The organism is Bacillus sp. FSL E2-8887, from assembly GCF_038007205.1.
Lineage (GTDB): Bacteria > Bacillota > Bacilli > Bacillales > Bacillaceae_G > Bacillus_A > Bacillus_A mycoides.
The window spans coordinates 5,101,452-5,119,604 of sequence record NZ_JBBOWS010000001.1; the positions used below are offsets into that span (position 1 = coordinate 5,101,452).

General features: G+C 38.2%; 18 protein-coding genes and 2 rRNA genes. 19 read left to right on the plus strand and 1 reads right to left on the minus strand.

Translation table 11 applies throughout. The features are described 5' to 3' along the window. The first annotated feature begins 57 nt into the window (after window positions 1-57). The 11 genes from NSQ08_RS26280 to rsmI all read left to right on the plus strand — a co-directional run bounded on the left by NSQ08_RS26280 (window position 58) and on the right by rsmI (window position 9,851). Window positions 58-2,979, plus strand: a 23S ribosomal RNA gene (locus NSQ08_RS26280). A gap of 49 nt (window positions 2,980-3,028) precedes the next feature. Continuing rightward, window positions 3,029-3,144 (plus strand): 5S ribosomal RNA (rrf, locus tag NSQ08_RS26285). 199 nt (window positions 3,145-3,343) lie between these two features. After that, entirely contained in the window at window positions 3,344-3,523 is a 180-nt protein-coding gene (locus tag NSQ08_RS26290) for a sigma factor G inhibitor Gin (protein ID WP_002091596.1), read from the plus strand. Between the two features lie 79 nt (window positions 3,524-3,602). Beyond that, window positions 3,603-5,024, plus strand: a complete 1,422-nt coding sequence (locus NSQ08_RS26295) for an aminotransferase class I/II-fold pyridoxal phosphate-dependent enzyme (RefSeq protein WP_061689479.1) — start codon at window positions 3,603-3,605, stop codon at window positions 5,022-5,024. Between the two features lies 1 nt (window position 5,025). Then, window positions 5,026-5,652 (plus strand): dTMP kinase, encoded by a 627-nt coding sequence (tmk, locus tag NSQ08_RS26300; RefSeq protein ID WP_002009634.1) that lies wholly within the window; start codon window positions 5,026-5,028, stop codon window positions 5,650-5,652. Window positions 5,653-5,687: 35 nt separating this feature from the next. Beyond that, window positions 5,688-6,671, plus strand: coding sequence for a DNA polymerase III subunit delta' (gene holB / locus NSQ08_RS26305; RefSeq protein WP_113938530.1), 984 nt, complete (start codon window positions 5,688-5,690; stop codon window positions 6,669-6,671). A 5-nt stretch (window positions 6,672-6,676) separates the two neighbouring features. Continuing rightward, window positions 6,677-7,504: a PSP1 domain-containing protein gene (locus NSQ08_RS26310; protein ID WP_002009637.1), complete on the plus strand. Its 828-nt coding sequence runs from the start codon at window positions 6,677-6,679 to the stop codon at window positions 7,502-7,504. Window positions 7,505-7,518: 14 nt separating this feature from the next. Then, window positions 7,519-7,869, plus strand: a complete 351-nt coding sequence (yabA, locus tag NSQ08_RS26315; protein ID WP_002009639.1) for a DNA replication initiation control protein YabA — start codon at window positions 7,519-7,521, stop codon at window positions 7,867-7,869. A 120-nt stretch (window positions 7,870-7,989) separates the two neighbouring features. Beyond that, window positions 7,990-8,730, plus strand: a complete 741-nt coding sequence (locus NSQ08_RS26320; protein WP_340779872.1) for a tRNA1(Val) (adenine(37)-N6)-methyltransferase — start codon at window positions 7,990-7,992, stop codon at window positions 8,728-8,730. Then, window positions 8,717-9,007: a GIY-YIG nuclease family protein gene (locus NSQ08_RS26325; protein ID WP_002130207.1), complete on the plus strand. Its 291-nt coding sequence runs from the start codon at window positions 8,717-8,719 to the stop codon at window positions 9,005-9,007. The genes NSQ08_RS26320 and NSQ08_RS26325 overlap by 14 nt, the downstream gene beginning before the upstream one ends. After that, window positions 8,976-9,851, plus strand: a complete 876-nt coding sequence (gene rsmI / locus NSQ08_RS26330; protein WP_113710296.1) for a 16S rRNA (cytidine(1402)-2'-O)-methyltransferase — start codon at window positions 8,976-8,978, stop codon at window positions 9,849-9,851. The genes NSQ08_RS26325 and rsmI overlap by 32 nt, the downstream gene beginning before the upstream one ends. Before the next feature lie 20 nt (window positions 9,852-9,871). On the opposite strand, the gene NSQ08_RS26335 is transcribed toward rsmI, so the two are convergent. Next, window positions 9,872-10,156, minus strand: coding sequence for an AbrB/MazE/SpoVT family DNA-binding domain-containing protein (locus NSQ08_RS26335; protein ID WP_000843037.1), 285 nt, complete (start codon window positions 10,154-10,156; stop codon window positions 9,872-9,874). A 521-nt stretch (window positions 10,157-10,677) separates the two neighbouring features. On the opposite strand from NSQ08_RS26335, the gene metG reads away from it, so the two are divergent. The 8 genes from metG to ispE all read left to right on the plus strand — a co-directional run bounded on the left by metG (window position 10,678) and on the right by ispE (window position 18,106). Next, window positions 10,678-12,660, plus strand: a complete 1,983-nt coding sequence (metG, locus tag NSQ08_RS26340) for a methionine--tRNA ligase (RefSeq protein ID WP_002029324.1) — start codon at window positions 10,678-10,680, stop codon at window positions 12,658-12,660. A gap of 165 nt (window positions 12,661-12,825) precedes the next feature. Further along, window positions 12,826-13,593: a TatD family hydrolase gene (locus NSQ08_RS26345; protein ID WP_002009645.1), complete on the plus strand. Its 768-nt coding sequence runs from the start codon at window positions 12,826-12,828 to the stop codon at window positions 13,591-13,593. A gap of 260 nt (window positions 13,594-13,853) precedes the next feature. Next, window positions 13,854-14,411 carry a ribonuclease M5 gene (gene rnmV / locus NSQ08_RS26350; protein ID WP_002029323.1) on the plus strand — a complete coding sequence of 186 codons (558 nt, stop codon included), beginning with the start codon at window positions 13,854-13,856 and terminating at the stop codon, window positions 14,409-14,411. Further along, a complete protein-coding gene (gene rsmA / locus NSQ08_RS26355; RefSeq protein ID WP_002091590.1) occupies window positions 14,408-15,286 on the plus strand; it encodes a 16S rRNA (adenine(1518)-N(6)/adenine(1519)-N(6))-dimethyltransferase RsmA in 879 nt (292 codons plus the stop codon). Before rnmV ends, rsmA begins: the two co-directional genes overlap by 4 nt. Window positions 15,287-15,403: 117 nt before the next feature. Then, a complete protein-coding gene (gene yabG / locus NSQ08_RS26360; RefSeq protein WP_002009651.1) occupies window positions 15,404-16,267 on the plus strand; it encodes a sporulation peptidase YabG in 864 nt (287 codons plus the stop codon). A gap of 238 nt (window positions 16,268-16,505) precedes the next feature. Then, window positions 16,506-16,769, plus strand: coding sequence for a biofilm formation stimulator Veg (veg, locus tag NSQ08_RS26365; protein WP_002009653.1), 264 nt, complete (start codon window positions 16,506-16,508; stop codon window positions 16,767-16,769). Window positions 16,770-16,860: 91 nt separating this feature from the next. Then, window positions 16,861-17,040 (plus strand): acid-soluble spore protein SspF, encoded by a 180-nt coding sequence (gene sspF, locus NSQ08_RS26370; protein WP_002094215.1) that lies wholly within the window; start codon window positions 16,861-16,863, stop codon window positions 17,038-17,040. A 196-nt stretch (window positions 17,041-17,236) separates the two neighbouring features. Continuing rightward, window positions 17,237-18,106: a 4-(cytidine 5'-diphospho)-2-C-methyl-D-erythritol kinase gene (gene ispE, locus NSQ08_RS26375; protein ID WP_012260164.1), complete on the plus strand. Its 870-nt coding sequence runs from the start codon at window positions 17,237-17,239 to the stop codon at window positions 18,104-18,106. The last annotated feature ends 47 nt before the right edge of the window (window positions 18,107-18,153 follow it).

Here is an 18,153-nt window from a genome sequence, read left to right on the forward strand (position 1 = left end):
TGTATGTTCTTTGAAAACTAGATAACAGTGTAGCTCATATTTTTTTAATTTTAGTTTGGTTAAGTTAGAAAGGGCGCACGGTGGATGCCTTGACACTAGGAGTCGATGAAGGACGGGACTAACGCCGATATGCTTCGGGGAGCTGTAAGTAAGCTTTGATCCGAAGATTTCCGAATGGGGAAACCCACTATACGTAATGGTATGGTATCCTTACCTGAATACATAGGGTATGGAAGACAGACCCAGGGAACTGAAACATCTAAGTACCTGGAGGAAGAGAAAGCAAATGCGATTTCCTGAGTAGCGGCGAGCGAAACGGAATCTAGCCCAAACCAAGAGGCTTGCCTCTTGGGGTTGTAGGACATTCTATACGGAGTTACAAAGGAACGAGGTAGACGAAGCGACCTGGAAAGGTCCGTCACAGAGGGTAATAACCCCGTAGTCGAAACTTCGTTCTCTCTTGAATGTATCCTGAGTACGGCGGAACACGTGAAATTCCGTCGGAATCTGGGAGGACCATCTCCCAAGGCTAAATACTCCCTAGTGATCGATAGTGAACCAGTACCGTGAGGGAAAGGTGAAAAGCACCCCGGAAGGGGAGTGAAAGAGATCCTGAAACCGTGTGCCTACAAATAGTCAGAGCCCGTTAATGGGTGATGGCGTGCCTTTTGTAGAATGAACCGGCGAGTTACGATCCCGTGCGAGGTTAAGCTGAAGAGGCGGAGCCGCAGCGAAAGCGAGTCTGAATAGGGCGTTTAGTACGTGGTCGTAGACCCGAAACCAGGTGATCTACCCATGTCCAGGGTGAAGTTCAGGTAACACTGAATGGAGGCCCGAACCCACGCACGTTGAAAAGTGCGGGGATGAGGTGTGGGTAGCGGAGAAATTCCAATCGAACCTGGAGATAGCTGGTTCTCCCCGAAATAGCTTTAGGGCTAGCCTTAAGTGTAAGAGTCTTGGAGGTAGAGCACTGATTGAACTAGGGGTCCTCATCGGATTACCGAATTCAGTCAAACTCCGAATGCCAATGACTTATCCTTAGGAGTCAGACTGCGAGTGATAAGATCCGTAGTCAAGAGGGAAACAGCCCAGATCGCCAGCTAAGGTCCCAAAGTGTGTATTAAGTGGAAAAGGATGTGGAGTTGCTTAGACAACTAGGATGTTGGCTCAGAAGCAGCCACCATTTAAAGAGTGCGTAATAGCTCACTAGTCGAGTGACTCTGCGCCGAAAATGTACCGGGGCTAAATACACCACCGAAGCTGCGAATTGATACCAATGGTATCAGTGGTAGGGGAGCGTTCTAAGTGCAGTGAAGTCAGACCGGAAGGACTGGTGGAGCGCTTAGAAGTGAGAATGCCGGTATGAGTAGCGAAAGACGGGTGAGAATCCCGTCCACCGAATGCCTAAGGTTTCCTGAGGAAGGCTCGTCCGCTCAGGGTTAGTCAGGACCTAAGCCGAGGCCGACAGGCGTAGGCGATGGACAACAGGTTGATATTCCTGTACCACCTCTTTATCGTTTGAGCAATGGAGGGACGCAGAAGGATAGAAGAAGCGTGCGATTGGTTGTGCACGTCCAAGCAGTTAGGCTGATAAGTAGGCAAATCCGCTTATCGTGAAGGCTGAGCTGTGATGGGGAAGCTCCTTATGGAGCGAAGTCTTTGATTCCCCGCTGCCAAGAAAAGCTTCTAGCGAGATAAAAGGTGCCTGTACCGCAAACCGACACAGGTAGGCGAGGAGAGAATCCTAAGGTGTGCGAGAGAACTCTGGTTAAGGAACTCGGCAAAATGACCCCGTAACTTCGGGAGAAGGGGTGCTTTCTTAACGGAAAGCCGCAGTGAATAGGCCCAAGCGACTGTTTAGCAAAAACACAGGTCTCTGCGAAGCCGTAAGGCGAAGTATAGGGGCTGACACCTGCCCGGTGCTGGAAGGTTAAGGAGAGGGGTTAGCGTAAGCGAAGCTCTGAACTGAAGCCCCAGTAAACGGCGGCCGTAACTATAACGGTCCTAAGGTAGCGAAATTCCTTGTCGGGTAAGTTCCGACCCGCACGAAAGGTGTAACGATTTGGGCACTGTCTCAACCAGAGACTCGGTGAAATTATAGTACCTGTGAAGATGCAGGTTACCCGCGACAGGACGGAAAGACCCCGTGGAGCTTTACTGTAGCCTGATATTGAATTTTGGTACAGTTTGTACAGGATAGGCGGGAGCCATTGAAACCGGAGCGCTAGCTTCGGTGGAGGCGCTGGTGGGATACCGCCCTGACTGTATTGAAATTCTAACCTACGGGTCTCATCGACCCGGGAGACAGTGTCAGGTGGGCAGTTTGACTGGGGCGGTCGCCTCCTAAAGTGTAACGGAGGCGCCCAAAGGTTCCCTCAGAATGGTTGGAAATCATTCGTAGAGTGCAAAGGCATAAGGGAGCTTGACTGCGAGACCTACAAGTCGAGCAGGGACGAAAGTCGGGCTTAGTGATCCGGTGGTTCCGCATGGAAGGGCCATCGCTCAACGGATAAAAGCTACCCCGGGGATAACAGGCTTATCTCCCCCAAGAGTCCACATCGACGGGGAGGTTTGGCACCTCGATGTCGGCTCATCGCATCCTGGGGCTGTAGTCGGTCCCAAGGGTTGGGCTGTTCGCCCATTAAAGCGGTACGCGAGCTGGGTTCAGAACGTCGTGAGACAGTTCGGTCCCTATCCGTCGTGGGCGCAGGAAATTTGAGAGGAGCTGTCCTTAGTACGAGAGGACCGGGATGGACGCACCGCTGGTGTACCAGTTGTTCTGCCAAGGGCATAGCTGGGTAGCTATGTGCGGAAGGGATAAGTGCTGAAAGCATCTAAGCATGAAGCCCCCCTCAAGATGAGATTTCCCATAGCGTAAGCTAGTAAGATCCCTGAAAGATGATCAGGTTGATAGGTTCGAGGTGGAAGCATGGTGACATGTGGAGCTGACGAATACTAATAGATCGAGGACTTAACCATATAATATGAAGCAAATGTTATCTAGTTTTGAAGGAATATACCTTCATAGTTTGGTGATGATGGCAGAGAGGTCACACCCGTTCCCATACCGAACACGGAAGTTAAGCTCTCTAGCGCCGATGGTAGTTGGGACCTTGTCCCTGTGAGAGTAGGACGTCGCCAAGCAAGATAAAAACACAAGTCTTTTGACTTGTGTTTTTTTGTTTTTAAACAGTACATGAAAGAAGTAAAGGGAATACATAAGTAATACAAACACGTTGCCCAAGAATAAATCATATTATATAAAAAATTGATGTATATTTTCCGGGAATTTGTTAAGGAATAGAGGTATATAATATGTTTATTTAAAAAGGGAGGAAAGATTATGAAATTACCAAGTGAAATTTGCATCGTTTGTGAGACAAAAAGAGGGGAAGGAATATATGTATATAATAATTTAATATGTTACGAGTGCGAAAGAAATCTGGTGAATACTGAGACAAATGACCCGAAGTATATACATTATTTAAAACAACTGCGAAAATTAGAAGTATCATATTTTTAAATAGGCATTATGCCTATTATTTTTTTTGCCCTAATATCTGTATAATAGATACAGAATGAATAATAAGGAAGATATATATATGAATCAAAATCGTATGCCTTTATATGAGGCGCTAATGGAATTTAAAGAAAGGCGACTACTATCTTTTCATGTTCCAGGTCATAAGAATGGTTTAAACTTCCCTCAGAAAGCTTCAGGGGGGTTTAAGGACATATTATCAATTGATGTAACAGAGTTAACAGGATTAGATGATTTACATAGCCCGTTTGAATGTATAGATGAAGCACAGCAATTATTAGCTGAAGTATATGGCGTGCACAAAAGTTATTTTTTAATTAATGGTTCAACAGTTGGAAATTTAGCAATGATTTTGTCTTGCTGCGGCGAACATGATATTGTCCTCGTACAAAGAAATTGTCATAAATCGATCATTAATGGTTTGAAATTAGCAGGGGCTAATCCGGTCTTTTTAAATCCATGGATTGATGAAGTACATAACGTACCAGTAGGTGTTCATGATGAAATTATTAAGGAGGCAATTACAAAGTATCCAAATGCAAAAGCACTTATTTTAACACATCCTAATTACTATGGTATGGGAATTGATTTAGAGGCAAGTATCGCTTACGCACATGCACATAAAATTCCTGTTCTAGTAGATGAAGCCCATGGGGCGCATTTTTGTATAGGGGACCCCTTCCCGAAGTCAGCATTAGTTTATGGTGCGGATATTGTGGTTCATTCCGCACATAAAACATTACCTGCGATGACAATGGGATCTTATTTACATATAAATAGCCGTTTGGTGAGCGAAGAAAAAGTTTCCTCCTATTTAAGTATGCTACAATCTAGTAGCCCATCGTATCCAATTATGGCTTCTCTTGATATAGCACGTTTTGCAATAGCAGTTATAAAGGAAGAGGGTCATGATGAAATCGTTGAGTTTTTACGCCGATTTAAAGAAGGATTGCGATCTATCCCACAAATAGCCATTTTGCAATATCCATCGCAAGATGAATTAAAAGTTACGGTGCAAACTCGCTGTCAGTTATCGGGGTATGAATTACAGTCTGTATTTGAAAAAGTCGGTATATATACGGAAATGGCAGATCCATATAACGTCCTACTTATATTACCGTTACAAGTAAATGAGGGGTATATGAAAGCTATAGAGATCATTCGATTAGCTATGCAGCAATATAAGGTAAAAGACAAGACAGCATCAATTCGTTATACTTATAAAGGGGAGATTTCCCCTTTACCGTATACGTATAAACAATTAGAGAGATACGAAACGAAGTTAGTATCTATAGAAGAAGCCGTTGGTATGATAGCTGCAGAAATGGTGATTCCGTATCCACCTGGAATTCCATTGATCATGTATGGAGAGAGAATTACTCAAGAACATACAAAGCAAATTACTCATTTAGAGAAAACGGGGGCTCGTTTTCAAGGTAGTACGAAATATATGAACGTGTATGATATAGAAAGTAGGTTTTAGGATGAAGGGATTATTTGTAACAATTGAAGGGCCAGAAGGTTCGGGTAAAACAACATTAATTAAAAGTTTATTACCATATTTTGAGCAAAAGGAACAAAAGGTAATGGCGACCAGAGAACCGGGTGGTATTGCAATTTCTGAAGATATTAGAACAATTTTACATAAACAAGAGTATACGATGATGGAAGCACGTACAGAGGCGCTCTTATATGCTGCTGCACGTAGACAACATTTAGTGGAAAAAGTTATGCCAGCACTTGAGGAAAACTATCTTGTACTATGTGATCGTTTTATAGATAGCTCTTTAGCATATCAAGGATATGCAAGGGGCTTAGGTATGGATAAAGTATTTGAAATTAATCGTTTCGCAACGGAAGATTGTATGCCTAGTTTAACAATCTATTTAGATATTGAGCCAGAGGTAGGTTTAGCACGAATTGGAAAAGATGCAGGACGTGAAGTAAATCGACTAGATATGGAAGATATCTCTTTCCATAAACGTGTGCGTGAAGGGTATTTACAAGTTGTAGAGCGTTTCTCTAATCGCATTGTATTAGTAAATGCTGATCAACCAATGAAAAAACTTATAGAAGAAGTTGTTCAGATTATAGAAGATAAATTGTTATAATAGAAGGAAAGAATGAAATAAGTGAGGTATGCAGTATGATAAATACGTGGGAGCAGCTTTCTGTTATACAGCCCATCGGTGTCAAAATGTTGATGAATAGCATTGCAAAAGAGCGTATATCCCACGCTTACTTGTTAGAGGGAGGGAAAGGGACTGGGAAGTTCGCCACAGCAATTCAAATGGCAAAAAGTTTTCTCTGTTCACAAAGAAATGGTGTAGAGCCTTGTCATGTATGTACGAATTGTCGCCGAATTGATTCAGGTAACTACCCAAACTTACATATTGTAAAACCCGATGGATTATCTATTAAAAAACAGCAAATTCATGATTTACAAGAAGAGTTTTCAAAAACAGGATTAGAAGCAAATAAAAAAGTATATATTATTGAGCATGCAGATCGTATGACAGCAAATGCAGCGAATACGCTCTTAAAGTTTTTAGAAGAACCAAGTAGTGATACAACAGCTATTTTACTTACTGAACAAAGTCATCAGATTTTAAATACAATCTTATCGCGTTGTCAAGTTGTTACGTTTAGGCCGTTGCCTACAGAATCTTTAATTAAGAGGTTAGAGGAAGAAGGTATTACAGTTTCCTTATCTACACTTGCTGCGCAGCTTACAAATAGTTTTGAAGAAGCTTTATTAATGTGTAATGATGAATGGTTTGCACAAGCGAGAGCTTTAGTGATAAAATTATGTGAAGCGCTCGAAAAAGATAAGGCCTCTATTTTTTTTGTACAAGAAAAATGGGGGAAGCACTTTGGAGAGAAAGAACAATTACAGCAAGGCTTAGATATGTTACTCCTTATTTATAAGGATTTATTATATGTTCAACTTGGAGAAGAAGATCGTCTTGTTTTTCATGAGCAGAAAGAGATGTTTGAATCCTTTTCTTATGCTCAGAAGCGCATTGTATCAGCTCTCTTTAATATATTAGAGGCAAAAAATAGAATCAACGCTAATGTAAATGCGCAGCTTGTGTTCGAACAGTTAGTGTTGCGGTTGCAGGAGGGATGACCGTTTTGTATGATGTAGTAGGTGTTCGCTTTAAGAAGGCCGGAAAGGTATATTACTTTGATCCGAATCAGTTCGATATCTCAGAAAATGAGTTTGTAATTGTAGAAACGGTAAGAGGTATTGAGTACGGAAAAGTAGTTATTACCAAAAAGCAAGTTGATGAAAATGACGTTGTATTACCGCTAAAAAAAGTTATTCGTATTGCAAATGAAAATGATCGTACCATTGTTGAAGAGAATAGGCATGCTGCGAAAGAAGCATATCAAGTTTGTCAACAAAAGGTAGGAGAACATAATCTTGATATGAAGCTTGTAGATGTAGAGTATACGTTCGATCGTAATAAGATTATTTTTTACTTTACTGCGGATGGTCGGATTGATTTCCGGGAACTAGTGAAAGACTTAGCGGCAATTTTTAGGACAAGAATTGAGCTGAGACAGATCGGCGTTCGTGACGAAGCAAAAATGCTTGGTGGTATTGGTCCATGTGGTCGTATGCTTTGTTGTTCTACTTTTTTAGGAGATTTTGAACCTGTATCCATTAAAATGGCAAAGGATCAAAATTTATCATTAAATCCTGCAAAAATCTCTGGTTTATGTGGTCGCTTAATGTGTTGCTTAAAATATGAGAATGATGAATATGAGGCAGCAAAGGAACAACTTCCTGATTTAGATCAACGTATACAAACACCGCACGGTACTGGCCGTGTTATCGGATTAAATATTTTAGAAAGATTAATTCAAGTGGAACTAGTAGACAAGGAACGGATAGTAGAATATACGTTAGATGAATTAATGAATAAAGGGGTCGTTTCGAGTCAAACCACAGATTAATGAGGTGGGTGCTTGTGGAGAAAAAGGATATTTTTGCATCGGTTTCTAGTATGGAAGAGCAAATTGGACATTTATACAAACAGTTGGGAGAATTAAAACAACATCTTGCAGAATTATTGGAAGAAAACCAACATATAAAAATGGAAAATGAAAATTTGCGACATCGTTTTGAAGAAGTGCAGAACAAGGAAAAACAAAAAACTCAAAAACGCAAAGAAATGAAGGCGAAGACAGATATTGGTGAAGGCTACGATAATCTAGCGAGACTATATCAAGAAGGTTTTCATATTTGCAATCTACATTATGGAAGTGTACGTAAAGAGGGAGATTGTTTATTCTGTCTGTCATTTTTAAATAAAAAGTGAGATTACCTTTCCAATATAATTGGAAAGGTAATTTTTTATACATGAGAGTAGAATGAAATTTATTTTTACATTAATAGAAGATGAAATAGGGTAGGTTAAGTGTAAGAAAGGGAGCAATATATGAATTTATATGAAGATGAGCGTTTAGATTACTTATTAGCGCAAGATATGAAGATTGTACAAAGTCCATCAGTATTTAATTTTTCTTTGGATGCTGTTTTACTTGCAGAGTTTGCTTGGGTGCCAATTCAAAAAGGTAATTTACTTGATTTGTGTACAGGTAACGCAGTTATCCCTCTTTTATTAAGTACAAGGACAAAAGGGAAAATTACAGGTGTAGAAATTCAAGAGCGCTTATATGATATGGGAATAAGAAGCGTTCAATACAATAATTTAGCAGAAAGAATTCATTTAATCCATGGAGATTTGAAAGATATGCCGGAGAAACTTGGACGTCATCAATATGATGTTGTAACATGTAATCCTCCTTATTTTCAAACACCACAAACTTCTGAGAAGAATATGAATGAACATTTAGCGATAGCTCGTCATGAAATTATGTGCACACTAGAAGATGTTGTATACGCAAGTAGTCAGCTAGTGAAACAGGGTGGGAAAGTAGCATTTGTACATCGTCCAGGTCGTTTGCTCGACATCGTCACATTAATGCGTAAATACAAAATTGAACCGAAACGTGTGCGATTTGTTTATCCTAAGGCTGGTAAAGAAGCGAATACATTGTTAATTGAAGGAATTAAGGATGGAAATGCAGATTTAAAAATCTTACCACCTCTTTTTGTATATGAAGAAAATAATGAATATACAAAGGAGCTTCGTTCAATTTTATATGGAGAAGAATAAGCATTGTTTTTATGTGGTGGAGTGTTCTGATGGAAGTTATTATGCTGGATACACGAATCATATAGAAAAACGGATTCAGACCCATAATAGTGGAAAAGGTGCTAGATATACACGCGCTAGACTTCCAGTTGTTTTAAAATATGTAGAGGATCATGAGGATAAACGAACGGCTATGCAAGCTGAGTATCACTTTAAGCAGTTAACGAGGAAAAAAAAAGAAGAATATATGCAAAAAGGAGAACGCTATGTGGCAGCAAAAAAGCTTTCAGCAAAATGAAAAGGGAGTTTTATATTTAGTACCGACTCCAATCGGAAATTTAGAGGATATGACATTTCGTGCAATCCGAATTTTAAAAGAGGCAGACATTATTGCAGCGGAAGATACAAGGCAAACGAAGAAACTTTGTAATTACTTTGAAATTGAAACACCAGTTATGAGTTATCATGAGCATAATAAAGGAGTAAGTGGACGGAAAATTTTAGATAAGTTAGAAGAAGGTAAGACTGTAGCCATTGTGAGCGATGCTGGTATGCCATGTATTTCAGATCCTGGTTATGATATCGTTGTAGAGGCTGTAGCAGAACAATATCATGTTATCCCGCTTCCTGGGGCAAATGCAGCCCTTACAGCATTGATTGCATCAGGACTTGAGACAAAACATTTTTATTTCTATGGTTTCCTGCAAAGAAATAAAAAGGGACGTAAGCTTGAATTAGAAAAACTACGCTATATTCCAACTACAATGATGTTTTATGAGGCGCCACATCGTTTAGATGATACTTTAATCTCTATGCAAGAAGTATTAGGAAATAGGGAAATCGTATTATGTCGTGAGCTAACGAAAAAATTTGAAGAGTTTATTCGTGGAACAATTGAAGAAGCGATTGAGTGGACGAAGCAAAATGAAGTTCGTGGTGAGTTTTGTATTTTAGTAGCAGGTTCAACAGAAGAACCTACTCCAGAAGAACAATGGTGGGAATCTATTTCAGTATATAATCATATTGAACATTATATAAATGAAAAAGGTATGAATTCAAAAGAAGCGATAAAAACAGTCGCTAAAGACCGAGATTTGTCGAAACGAGACGTATATCAAATCTATCATGTGGATAAAAAATAAGCTTCTCATAATTGAGAAGCTTATTTTGCTGTTTCGATATAATCTTGAAGTTCGTTTAAGACTTGTTCAGCGCCTTCTTTACTTAAGATAATTTTACCTTCAGCTAAAGATAGGTTACCATCAGATACTTCACCAGTTACTTGGCAAGTCATGTTTGGTTTATATTTCTTTAAGATGATTTTTTCATCATCAACGTAGATTTCAAGAGCATCCTTTTCTGCAATACCTAAAGTACGGCGTAATTCGATTGGAATTACTACACGACCTAATTCATCAACTTTACGAACGATACCAGTAGATTTCATAATTCTTTTCCTCCTAAATAAATAGTTTATAAGTTTCGAGTCTATTTTTTTGATTCGTCATTTTTCGACAAAATACCCTATGGACATATGATACCAATCATTTACATTTCCGTCAATTATTAAATTCTATATTTTTAAAAAAGATTTATAGATTTTTATACTTCTTATATATGATAGAATGTAAGTCATTTCTACAATTGTTTTGTATTTTTTTTTTGTAATGTTTATACTTTTCGGGAAATATATTGTATATTTTTTTGAATATGAGTAATAGATGATAAAGATATCGAGCATTAACTCGTTTTTATCCCGCTATTTGCGAGCAGTAAGACTCCCACTTTAAAATTTAGCCGGAGCAAAGAAGTTAAGTGGGAGTCGGGCTGCTCGTAAAAGCCCGATTGGTGTGGGCTAATAATCCATGGGGGATGAACCCTCTCCACGGATTAAAGTTTCACTTTATATATGAGTTTTTGATATACTGTTTATAAATACATATGAGGTTATTCGGGAGGTCCAAAACGATGAAAGAGGAAAATAAGTCCTTTTATATTACTACCCCAATTTATTATCCAAGTGGAAAGTTACACATTGGACATGCTTATACGACAGTAGCAGGAGATGCGATGGCACGATATAAGCGTATGCAAGGATACAATGTTCATTATTTAACAGGAACTGATGAGCATGGACAGAAGATCCAAAAGAAAGCAGAAGAACTAAATGTTACACCACAGGCATATGTGGATAACATTGTATCAGGGATTAAAGAACTTTGGGAGAAGATGGATATCTCTTATGATGATTTTATTCGTACAACTGAAGATCGTCATAAAGATGTTGTTGAGAAAATCTTCAAGCAGCTAGTAGATCAAGGCGATATTTATCTTGATGAATATGAAGGTTGGTATTCTGTACAAGATGAAACATTCTATACAGCGCATCAATTAGTAGATCCAATTATGGAAGGTGACAAAGTAGTTGGTGGAAAAAGCCCAGATAGTGGTCACGCTGTAGAACTTGTTCGCGAAGAGTCTTATTTCTTTAGAATGGGTAAATATGTAGACCGACTATTAAAGTTCTATGAAGATAACCCTCATTTCATTCAGCCGGAGTCCCGTAAAAATGAAATGATTAATAACTTCATTAAACCAGGATTAGAAGATTTAGCTGTTTCTCGTACTTCATTTGACTGGGGAGTTCGTGTTCCAGGTAACCCAAAACATGTTATTTACGTATGGGTAGATGCGTTGTCTAATTACATTACTGCATTAGGATATGGAACAGAAAATGAAGAGAAGTATAAAAAATTCTGGCCAGCAGATGTCCATTTAGTTGGGAAAGAAATCGTTCGTTTCCACACAATTTATTGGCCAATTATTTTAATGGCTTTAGATTTACCACTTCCGAAGAAAGTCTTTGCTCATGGCTGGATTTTAATGAAGGATGGAAAAATGAGTAAGTCAAAAGGAAACGTAGTAGATCCAGTTACACTAATTGATCGTTACGGATTAGATGCATTGCGTTACTACTTACTTCGCGAAGTTCCATTTGGATCTGATGGAGTATTCACACCAGAAGGATTTGTTGAACGAATCAACTTTGATTTAGCGAATGATTTAGGTAACTTATTAAATCGTACAGTAGCTATGATTGATAAATACTTTAACGGGGAAATCCCTGCATTTAAAGCAAATGTAACTGAGTTCGATGAAACGTTAGTGACATTTGCCAAAGATACATTGAAAAAAGTAGAAGAGGCAATGGAGAATATGGAATTCTCTGTAGCGCTAAGTTCCATTTGGCAATTAGTTAGCCGTACGAACAAATATATTGATGAAACGCAGCCGTGGGTATTAGCGAAGGATGAGAATGATCGCGAAAAACTTGCGTCTGTAATGGCCCACTTAGCTGAGGTACTTCGTCAAACAGGTATTATGCTTATGCCATTCCTAACAGTAGCACCAAGTAAGATGTTTGCTCAACTTGGACTTACTGAAGAGGCGCATAAATCTTGGGAAAGCCTATCTACAATTGGATGTATTCCAGCTGGAACAAAAGTAGAAAAAGGAAACCCAATCTTCCCTCGTTTGGAAATGGAAGTAGAAGTGGGGTATATTAAAGAACAAATGCAAGGTTCTGCTCCTAAAGTAGAAGAGAAAAAAGCAGAAGAACCAAAGGCAGAAGAAATTACAATTGATGATTTCTTTAAAGTAGAATTACGAGTAGCTGAAGTAATATCCGCTGAACCTGTGAAAAAAGCAGATAAGTTGTTAAAAATTCAGCTTGATTTAGGTACAGAGAAGCGCCAAGTGGTTTCTGGGATTGCTAAATTCTATTCCCCAGAAGAACTAAAAGGTAAAAAGGTTATTTGTGTAACGAATTTAAAACCTGTAAAATTACGTGGTGAATTATCACAAGGTATGATTTTAGCAGGTGAAGAGAATGGCGTATTGTCATTAGCATCAATTGACCAGAATTTACCAAATGGTACAAAAATCAAGTAATTGAGACAAGAAAAGAGATGTTTCACGTGTAACATTGGTGAAGCGTCTTTTTTCTTTTTACATTCCGTTTTTTGCATTAAAATTGAAGTATTGTTATCGTTAAGTTAGAAAGAGTGTAGTTTTTCTATGAGAGAATTGATTTCAATATAAAAGGAGTTATTTATTATGTTGTTTGATACACATTCACATTTAAATGCAGAGCAATTTGAAGAAGATTTACAAGAAGTTATCGCGAGAATGAAAGAAGCGGGAGTTACATATACAGTTGTTGTTGGATTTGATGAAGTAACGATAAAGAAAGCAATTGAATTAGCAGAGGCTTATGATTTTATTTACGCTGCAGTTGGATGGCATCCTGTTGATGCAATCGATATGAAAGAAGAACATTTAGCTTGGTTAGAAGAATTAGCGGCTCATCCTAAAGTAGTTGCAATTGGGGAAATGGGATTAGATTATCACTGGGATAAGTCTCCAAAAGAAATACAGAAGGAAGTATTCCGTAAACAAATTGCATTAGCGAAAAAGGTGAAATTACCGATTATTATACATAACCGCGATGCAACTCAAGATATTGTTGATATCCTAGAGGAAGAGAATGCAGCTGAAGTAGGGGGCATTATGCATTGCTTTAGCGGTAGTGTAGAAGTAGCGCAGCGATGTGTCGATATGAACTTTTTAATTTCATTAGGTGGGCCAGTAACATTTAAAAATGCCAAGAAACCGAAAGAAGTTGCTATGGAGATTCCGTTAGAAAAATTATTGATAGAGACAGATTGCCCGTATTTAACACCACACCCATTTCGAGGGAAACGAAATGAACCTAGTTATGTAAAACTGGTAGCAGAAGAAATTGCGAATTTAAAAGGAATTTCTTATGACGAAGTAGCACAAGTAACAACAAAGAATGCCAAGTCCTTATTTGGTGTTGAATAAAAAAGAATGGGGAGTCCCATTCTTTTTTTGTTTTTTGAGAAGAGAGATAGTAGAAGTGATAAGAACAAACTATTTACTCATAACATAAGTGTAGAAATATTGTGGATAAATTAAGATGGAGATAGAAGTGTTACAATAAGGATAGTGAACAAAGATTTTTCTCTTCTACTTTTTAAAATGTACGATTGGGAAAATAATAATGGAAAAGTCGGCATTTTTTTGTTTTACTAAGTAGAGATGAAAAGAGTGTGGAGGCAAGCATGAAAATTAAAGAGATTATCGTTGTAGAAGGTAAAGATGATACAGTTGCGATTAAACGTGCTGTTGATGCGGATACAATCGAAACGAACGGTTCAGCAATCGGTGATCACGTTATTGAGCAAGTTAAATTAGCGCAGCAAAAACGAGGCGTTATTATTTTCACAGATCCGGATTATCCTGGAGAGCGTATTCGAAAAATTATTTCTGACAAGGTTCCTGGATGTAAGCATGCTTTTTTAACGAAGGAAGAAGCACTTGCTAAAAGGAAAAAAGGTGTTGGAATCGAACATGCTTCTAATGAGTCGATTCGCCGTGCTTTAGAGAATATACATGAAGAAATGGAAGCTTACACAAGTGAAATTAGTTGGAGTGATCTAGTCGATGCGGGCTTAGTGGGCGGAGAAATGGCAAAGAGTCGCAGAGAAAGAGTGGGTAAGCTATTAAAGATTGGTTATACAAACGCAAAACAGTTACATAAACGTTTACAAATGTTTCAGGTTTCAAAGGAATCATTTGCAGAAGCTTATAAGCAAGTAATACAGGAGGAAAAAAAATGAAGGATATCGCAACACCAAATCGTACGAAAGACATTGTTGAAAAGTATGGATTTTCATTCAAAAAAAGTTTAGGACAAAATTTTTTAATTGATACGAATGTATTAAATCGTATCGTTGATCACGCAGAAATCGGTTCAGAAAGTGGCGCAATTGAAATTGGACCAGGTATCGGTGCGTTAACAGAGCAATTGGCAAAGCGTGCTAAAAAAGTAGTGGCTTTTGAAATTGATCAGAGATTATTACCAATTTTAGACGAGACGTTAGCTCCATATAGCAACGTTACAGTTATAAATAAAGATGTACTAAAAGCAGATGTACATGAAGTGTTTAGTGAGCAATTTGAAGAAGGGCAAGATGTAATGGTAGTAGCTAACTTACCATACTATATTACAACGCCAATTTTATTTAAATTGCTTGAAGAAAAATTACCGGTTCGTGGATTTGTTGTTATGATGCAAAAAGAAGTTGGGGATCGTTTAGCTGCTAAACCAGGAACGAAAGAGTATGGTTCTTTATCAATTGCCATTCAGTATTATACAGAGGTAGAAACAGTTATGACTGTACCGCGTACAGTGTTTGTGCCACAACCAAATGTTGATTCTGCGATTATCCGTCTTCTAAAGCGTCCTAAACCAGTTGTAGAAGTGACAGATGAAACTTTCTTCTTTGAAGTAGTACGAGCGAGTTTCGCACAGCGTCGTAAAACTTTAATGAATAATTTATCAAATAATTTAAATGGTTTCCCGAAAGATAAAGAGCTGTTGGATCGAATTTTGACAGAAGTAGGAATTGATCCGAAGCGAAGAGGCGAAACGCTATCTATCGAAGAGTTTGCAACATTAAGTAATGCATTAATTCTTCATAAATTGTCATAAGAATATGAAAGGGACAGTTCAACTTGAGCTGTCCCTTTTGTCACCTTTCCTTTCCTAAATTCATACTTTAAAAACAGGTAAGATGGCCTAACGAGTTTGGAGTTTGGAGGTAGGAGAATGGATTTACATGTTGGAGAATTAGTTGAACGATATTCTCATAATAGGGATATTCTTTTTCGTATTATAGAAATAAAAGGCGATATGGCAATATTATTTGGAGAGGAAATTAGACTTGTGGCGGATGCACCACTTGCAGATTTAGTTAGTATAGATCAACGAGAACATAAAAATAGAGTGAAGCGTGAAAAAGAAACGATGGAGCGTACTTACCGGTTGTTTCAGCAAGATTACGTGTTGATGAAACAAAGACATGAACATAATTCAACTGGTGGATATACAAGTGAAGTGAATTATTTTCAAATGCCAGGACGTGTATTGCATATAGATGGAGATCCTTTATATTTGCGCAAGTGCTTAGATTTATATAATAAAATAGGCGTTCCTGTTCAAGGTATTCATTGTAAGGAAACGGAGATGCATGAAAAGGTAGTAGACTTAATAGATCATTTTCGCCCAGACATTTTAGTTATTACAGGACATGATGCATATACAAAGTCAAAAGGAGTTATGGGAGATTTAGCAGCATATAGACATTCTAGACATTTTGTACAGGCCGTTCGAGAAGTGCGGAAAAAGTATCCATCGCTAGATCAACTCGTTATTTTTGCTGGGGCTTGTCAATCACACTTTGAGGCGTTGATTCGGGCAGGTGCTAATTTTGCTAGTTCACCGTCTAGAATTAATATTCATGCTCTAGATCCTGTATATGTAGTTGGCAAAATTAGTTTCACTTCATTTATGGAAAGAGTAAATGTATGGGACGTTGTGCGTAATACAATTACTGGCGAAAAGGGACTAGGCGGAATTGAAACAAGAGGGATTTTACGAACAGGATTGCCCTTTCAACATTATGACGAATGAGCAAGGTACATACGTATCTTGCTTTTTTATGTGGAAATGATTTAAATGAGTCTGGATAAAAAGCGGCAAGAACGTGCAGACTATACAATGATACTTTTAGAATATAGTATTTCTTCTATCTATTTGAACGCATGATGCTTTTATAATGATATTGTCTGTGAATTGCGGTTAATAATTGGGATAGATATATCGTGTTTTAAGTGTTCAATCTAAATTACAGCGAGGTGTAGCAAAGTATATGTCAAAACGTTTAGATGAAATTAAAAGCGAATTAGATCACCATCTTGGACAGCGACTTATGTTAAAGGCAAATAGTGGGAGAAGAAAAACTGTGGAGCAATCAGGTGTACTTGCAGAAACGTATCGTTCTGTGTTTGTTGTACAATTAGACCAGCAAGAAGATGCATTGCAACGTGTATCTTATAGTTATGCAGATGTTTTAACAGAGACAGTAGAGCTAACATTTTACGATGAATCTCAAAATGAAGTATTTTATAATTAATGTATTTTTTGTTACATATATTCCCATAAATGAAAAGCTATATTATTTTGCATACTAATTATACCGTAGCAAAATAAGGAGGGACTCTGCATTGAGTAGACGAAGAGGAGTCATGTCAAATCAATTTAAAGAAGAGCTTGCAAAAGAGCTTGGATTTTATGATGTTGTTCAGAAAGAAGGATGGGGCGGAATTCGTGCGAAAGATGCTGGTAATATGGTGAAACGTGCTATAGAAATTGCAGAACAGCAATTAATGAAACGAAACCAGTAGTTGTAAGATACTTTCTATGCTACGGTAGCCGAGGAGAGATTCCTCGGCTTTTTGCACGCTAAAAGGTGCCATCATTTGACATAAGTAGTTTCATTCTGAATGCTTTTCGATATAATTAGGGAAGTGTCATCGTCTTACTATAAATTTATGGTAAAATAAACGATAAAAGATTGAGTACATAGAGTGGGTGAATAGATTGAAGCTACTAGTGAAAGCACCAGCAAAGATTAATCTGTCGTTAGATGTACTGGGAAAAAGACAAGATGGATATCATGAAGTGAAAATGATTATGACAACAATCGACTTGGCAGATCGTTTAGAGCTAACGGAATTAGCAGAAGACCGTATTGAAATTTTGTCCCATAATCGGTATGTCCCAGACGACCAACGCAATTTAGCTTATCAAGCAGCGAAATTATTAAAAGTGAAGTTTAATGTAAAAAAAGGTGTGTCTATTACTATTGAAAAAACGATTCCAGTAGCCGCTGGATTAGCAGGTGGAAGTAGTGATGCAGCAGCGACATTACGTGGCCTTAATAAGTTATGGAATTTAGGGCTAACAATCGATGAATTAGCAAAGCTTGGCGCAGAAATTGGATCAGATGTATCGTTCTGTGTATATGGTGGAACTGCTATTGCCACTGGAAGAGGAGAAGAAATTGAACATATAAAGACTCCGCCTTCTTGTTGGGTTGTTTTAGCAAAGCCCCACATTGGTGTATCTACTGCTGACGTGTACGGAAATTTAAAATTAAATCGTGTTACTCATCCAAATGTAGATAAAATGGTTGAAGTCATTAACCATGGCGATTATAAAGGAATTTGTGATACTGTTGGTAACGTTTTAGAAGATGTGACGTTTGCGATGCATCCCGAGGTTGCACGTATTAAATCACAGATGAAACGCTTTGGGGCAGATGCCGTATTAATGAGTGGAAGTGGCCCAACTGTATTTGGTCTTGTACACCATGATTCGCGAATGCACCGCATATATAACGGGTTAAAAGGATTTTGCGAGCAAGTATATGCAGTGCGTTTATTAGGAGAGCGAGAAACGCTTGAATAAAGACGTATAATACGTTATGATTTGTTTAGAATATTCGTGATTTGAGG